This window comes from Leisingera sp. F5 (assembly GCF_001593695.1).
In genome coordinates this window covers 1-4,773 of sequence record NZ_LUKH01000150.1, presented here as the reverse complement: position 1 = coordinate 4,773, position 4,773 = coordinate 1, and the positions used below count along the sequence as shown (strand labels likewise).

Genomic DNA, 4,773 nt, shown 5'->3' with positions numbered 1-4,773 from the left:
CATGGCCAACCGGCTGGATCCGGACACATTTTATGCAATTGCAGACCTCAGGCCGGAAACCCAGGGCATGGACCCCGTGCCCGAAGCGCCTCTATCGGCGCTGGTTCCAAGCTTCCTGCTGTCGGAAATTTCACGCGCCTTTCAAATCGGATTTCTCGTCTTCTTGCCTTTCCTGGTTATCGACCTGGTTGTGGCCGCGGTCCTGATGTCCATGGGGATGATGATGGTGCCGCCCGCCATCGTGTCCCTGCCCTTCAAACTGGCATTTTTTGTAGTTGCAGATGGCTGGAGCTTGATCGCCACCGCTCTGGTACGCAGCTACTACCCCTGACCCGTTCCAATGACCTGGCGTAAGCCCCGGCATCTATGTAGTGCCCGGGCTTTCTCCAGATCCCAGATCACAGTAACTGTCCACAAGCATTCATAATTGACTCTGTTTTTGGAAACAAAGGCGTCCCAAAGCACCCCCTGAAATTTCTACTCAGAGGCTCCTTCGAGGGATTGAGAGGTAACCATCCGGCGTAGACCGCGGACGTGGGCAGTTCTCAGGTAGTGCCCTTGGGGATTTTGGGTTTGCGGGGCCGCGGAGTCCATTTCTTTGCAAGCTGGTTAAGCCGCTCGACGATCCTGTCGGCCTTGGGATCGTCGGGATCAAACGAGCCACCCGACCAGCGGATCATGTCCTCGTGTTGCTCGTGGCCGGGATCAGCGAGGGCTTCGAGGAACTCTTCGTAGCCCCAAGCGCCGCCGACGTCCTCGGGCGGACAGGCGCCGGTGGCCTTGAGAAGCCGTGGGTAGAGCACGCCGGGGGTGGCATCGTTGACCCGCTCGACCCGGATGCTGTGGTCCCAGTCGTCGCCGAAGTCATAAATATATTGGACCGTCCTGACGCCGGTCCCCTCGAGCACCTTCTCCAGCGTCGTTTTCTTTGCGGGCAACGGGCCATCATAGAACCCATCCGGATCTGGTATGCCCCAACCAGCATCGCCGGCACGGAACTCATAGAGATGGGTATCGGTCCAGCCCATAGCTGCCTGCATAACCTCATGCAGCCAGTCGAGCCTGATCTTCAGCGGCACCTCGATATGGCGCATAGGCAGAGGATCAACGTCGTTCAGGATGATCCGCAGGCGGGCGATCAGGGTCATGCAGCTATCCTTTTCTCGGCCGGGGGCCAGTTCCAGGGCAATAGATCCGGCACACGGGATGCCGTCGTGCCGGGCAGCCGGGCGAGGACATCGGCCAGCCAGGCTTGGGGATCGGCTTCGTTCATCTTGGCAGTGACGATCAGGGAATACATGAACGCGGCGCGGCCGCCGCCGCGCTCGGACCCGGCGAAGAGCCAGGGCTTCCGGCCGGGAGAAACGCCCCGCAGGGCCCGTTCGGCCGCATTGTTCGTCAGGCAAATACGGCCATCGTCAAGGAAGCGGCTGAAGGCCGCCCATCGGTCCTTGATGAACATGTAGCTGATCGCCTTGGCAACCGGGTTATGCTTCGACATCCTGTCGCGCTCCGTGCGCATCCAGTCGTGCAATGCCTCGACCAGAGGGCGGGACAGCCGTTGCCGGATGGCGTGCCGTTCTTCGGTGGGCAGGCCATTGATGCCGCGCTCGATGTCGAAGACCGCGTCGATCCGGGCCACCGCCTCCAGCGCCACGGGCGAGATGTCATGGACAGGCTTGCCCCTGCGGATTATTCCTTTGATGTCGGCGAGCTCAAAGAATTTGCGCCGGGCATGGCTCCAGCAATGAGCCGGTGAAGGCGCCACTGGTTCGAGCCCACCGGCGAATGCGCTGCTGACTGGCGCCGGATCGCGTCCGGCGCGGTAGAGGTCGTTGTAGCCGCCATAGGCATCCGCTGCCCGGCAGGCGCATGGCACTGCCATGCTGCCGAGAGGGGCTTGCAGGATGCCCTGCCACCCGGCGAGGTGCCGGTTCGGGTTGGCCATTCCGCGGTCACGGGAGAAGTGGAACAGAGCGGCAGGTGGAGCGCCGCCGCCAAAGGGGCGCTCGCCATTGGGCTTGAACCAATGGCGCCCTATGGCTCGCTCCCTGACATAGGTCCAGAGCCGGGCAGTTTTTGTCCCGCCCTTTGCCAGCAGCGGCACCGTCGTGTCATCGCCGTGCAAGCGTTTTGCCTCAAGGACATGGGTCCGGATCAGCGCATGGAGGGGCTCGAGTGCAACGGTGCAGGCCCCAACCTGACCGGCAATCGTCGAAAGGCTGAGATCGACACCTTCCTTTGCGTAGCGCTCGGCCTGACGGTTCAAAGGCAGATGCTGCCCGAACTTCTCGAACAGGAGTGAGCCATTGGCCGCCATGCGTTCGCGACCCATGGCGAACGCCAGCAGGTTCGGCCCGGCCCAGCCGCGGGGCGTGGGATGGAAGGGCGCCGGGGGCTGGCTGATCTTCTCGCAAGCCCGGCAGGTGAACTTCTCACGGACCGTCTGGATCACTTTCCATTGCCGCGGGATCACCTCCAGCGTCTCGGCAATGTCCTCCCCCATCTTCACGATGCGATCTGAGCCGCAGCAGGAACAGGCGGTGGGTGCCTCGACCACCACACGTTCACGCGGCAGATGGTTCGGAAAGGGCTTGCGTGCCGGGCGGCGGCGTTCGAAGCCGGCCACGGCCGCGGCCTTCGTCAGCCTCATTGCCGCGGTCTCATCCTCGGCGGCCGCAGTTTCGAGCTCCTCGAGCTGCATCTCCATCTGGTCGATCAAGCGGGCACGCCGTTCCGAGCTGTGGCCATATTGTTCGCGCCGGAGTTTGGCGATCTCGAGCCGGAGATGCTTGATCATCGCCTCGGAGGTCGAGACCGCCGCCCGGACCTGCGCAAGTTCAGTCTGGGCAGCTTCGGCACGTGCTTCCGATGCCGCAAGTGCGGCGCGCAATCCGGCAATCCCGGTAGCGGCCTCTGGCATGGCCGAGACCTACCACGTGCGCACCGCAAAACCTATGGAAACAAGGCTGATGAGACCAGTTTATCCCGCCTTTGCAGGGCGTTGTGTCCAGCGCGGATTACGCCAGTCGATCCCCCCCCAGCAGGTATCCGAGCTGGGCAGCGGAGATCTGCACCGCTTCGCCGGTCCCGCTGGTCGGCCAGATGAACTTCCCCGCTTCCAGCCGTTTGGTGTAGAGCGACATGCCGACGCCATCATGCCAAAGCAGTTTGACCAGGTCGCCCTTGCGCCCCCGGAAGCAGAAGATTTCACCCGCATGCGGGTCGCGCCCTAGACCCTGCTGAACTGTCAGAGCCAGGGTGTTCATGCCGCGCCGCATGTCGGTCACTCCGCCTGCGATCCAAACGCATACCCCCGCCGGGAAGGCGATCATCGCCCCTCCAGCACCGGAAGAAGCCGGGCCAGCATCTCGGGGTCCACTGTGGAGGGGACAAGGAGCCGGCGCCCGTTCCTCAGCACGATCTCAAGTTGGACATCGCCGGCTCCAGACTGTGCGACTGGTGTTGGCGCGGGCGACCCAGGCGAAAGCGTCAACGGGATAAATGCCGGTGAGGTCTCGTCGCCATGTTCCCCGTCCCGGTATTGCCGCCGCCATATCGTCAAAAGAGAGCGCGATACACCATGCCGCCGGGCTGTCGCTGCCACCTTGCGATGCCCCGCAAAGCTTTCCTCCACGATCCGGATTTTATCCGCATCGCTCCAGTGCCGCCGGCGCGGGGCATCAGCGGCGGAAAGGACTTCAATCTCGGGTCTGAACTTATGGTCGGCCATAAGGTCGGACTTATCACCAGCACCGTGATCTCGTCAGACGGCCTCCGCCGGAAGCATACATTGAGAGAGCGGATTGGTGAAGTTGGCGGCGCAAAAAACTGCGAAGATCAGCGGGCGTATTTCCGTTAGGTTAAGTCCTTCAAGCAGATCTACCGCGAGTTTCGAGTGTCCGCGCGAGACGCAAGAGATTGTGCATGACGCCCAATCGGACGGACCTGCACTACCGCTTCCGGTTCGGAGAAAGGCCGGGCCGAGAACCAGTTCGGCGTGATCCGGCGCCGGTTCTTCGTGTCTCGGTTAGAATTCAATTCTTATGGCGAGCTGAAGGCCCGGCTGAAAGCCCGCTGACTGGCCTATTTCCTGGCGCAACCGCATCTGGAGCTGCAAGGCAGAACGGTCCGGAATAGCGCACCAGCCTTGTTCCGTATGTCAGCCCGGTGTGATCAGGGCCTCTGCCGACCGATTGGACTGCTGGCAGTAAGGGCGTATTGTCGGCAGCCGCGCGCGCCTTCGGACCCGGCAAATCACTCTGCGACCCGCGACACTGTTTTCCTGTTTCAGCCCGAGATCCTGGGACATTGCGCAACGGAGCGCCGTTCAAGAATTGGGAACTGCCTACCGCGGTCAGACGCGGTCAGTGCAAACTGGAACGTCGGCCCTATGCTGACATACAAATGGCAGACATCCTTGGGGCCATCCTGGCTGATCGACTGGCGGTCGTAGAAGCCGTCTGTGCCGGGACACTTATCAATGGCATCTCACATTCCCCCAAAACAGGCAGGCTACAGTTCCCCAGTATTGCGGTTTTGGTTGTCAGCCGGTTCAGTGACTTGCAGCTCCGTTTTTTGGTGGACGGCCGCGCCGTTTGGCGGCGGCGGCGGTGTGATGGGTGCGTTTGTGCGGGTGTGTTCAGGTATCAGATCGATGTGGCCTCGCAGGCGGTAGCTGGCGCCTTCGATCTGGATGACGGCGGAGTGATGCAACAGCCGATCCAATAGCGCTGTGGCCACGACGGGGTCGCCGAAGGCATCACCCCATCC

At 62.2% G+C, this 4,773-nt stretch carries 5 protein-coding genes and 1 pseudogene; 1 reads left to right on the top strand and 5 read right to left on the bottom strand.

The window, feature by feature from the left end; genetic code table 11:
* A pseudogene (locus tag A2I95_RS26095) lies at nt 1-331 on the top strand (flagellar biosynthetic protein FliP); the annotation flags it as partial.
* 214 nt (nt 332-545) lie between these two features.
* On the opposite strand, the gene A2I95_RS26090 reads toward A2I95_RS26095, so the two are convergent.
* The 5 genes from A2I95_RS26090 to A2I95_RS26070 form a co-directional block, all read right to left on the bottom strand.
* Nucleotides 546-1,148, bottom strand: a complete 603-nt coding sequence (locus tag A2I95_RS26090; RefSeq protein ID WP_291734594.1) for a plasmid pRiA4b ORF-3 family protein — start codon at nt 1,146-1,148, stop codon at nt 546-548.
* On the bottom strand, nt 1,145-2,923 hold the full coding sequence (locus A2I95_RS26085) for an IS66 family transposase (protein ID WP_291734592.1): 1,779 nt from the start codon (nt 2,921-2,923) through the stop codon (nt 1,145-1,147). Before A2I95_RS26085 ends, A2I95_RS26090 begins: the two co-directional genes overlap by 4 nt.
* A 97-nt stretch (nt 2,924-3,020) precedes the next feature.
* Nucleotides 3,021-3,335 (bottom strand): IS66 family insertion sequence element accessory protein TnpB, encoded by a 315-nt coding sequence (gene tnpB / locus A2I95_RS26080; protein WP_367152636.1) that lies wholly within the window; start codon nt 3,333-3,335, stop codon nt 3,021-3,023.
* Complete coding sequence (locus tag A2I95_RS26075; RefSeq protein WP_291734591.1) at nt 3,332-3,733, bottom strand: transposase; 402 nt, start codon at nt 3,731-3,733, stop codon at nt 3,332-3,334. The genes tnpB and A2I95_RS26075 overlap by 4 nt, the downstream gene beginning before the upstream one ends.
* Nucleotides 3,734-4,515: 782 nt before the next feature.
* Nucleotides 4,516-4,773, bottom strand: a 258-nt coding sequence (locus A2I95_RS26070) for an ATP-binding protein (RefSeq protein WP_291734589.1), incomplete at its 5' end; no start/stop codon positions are given.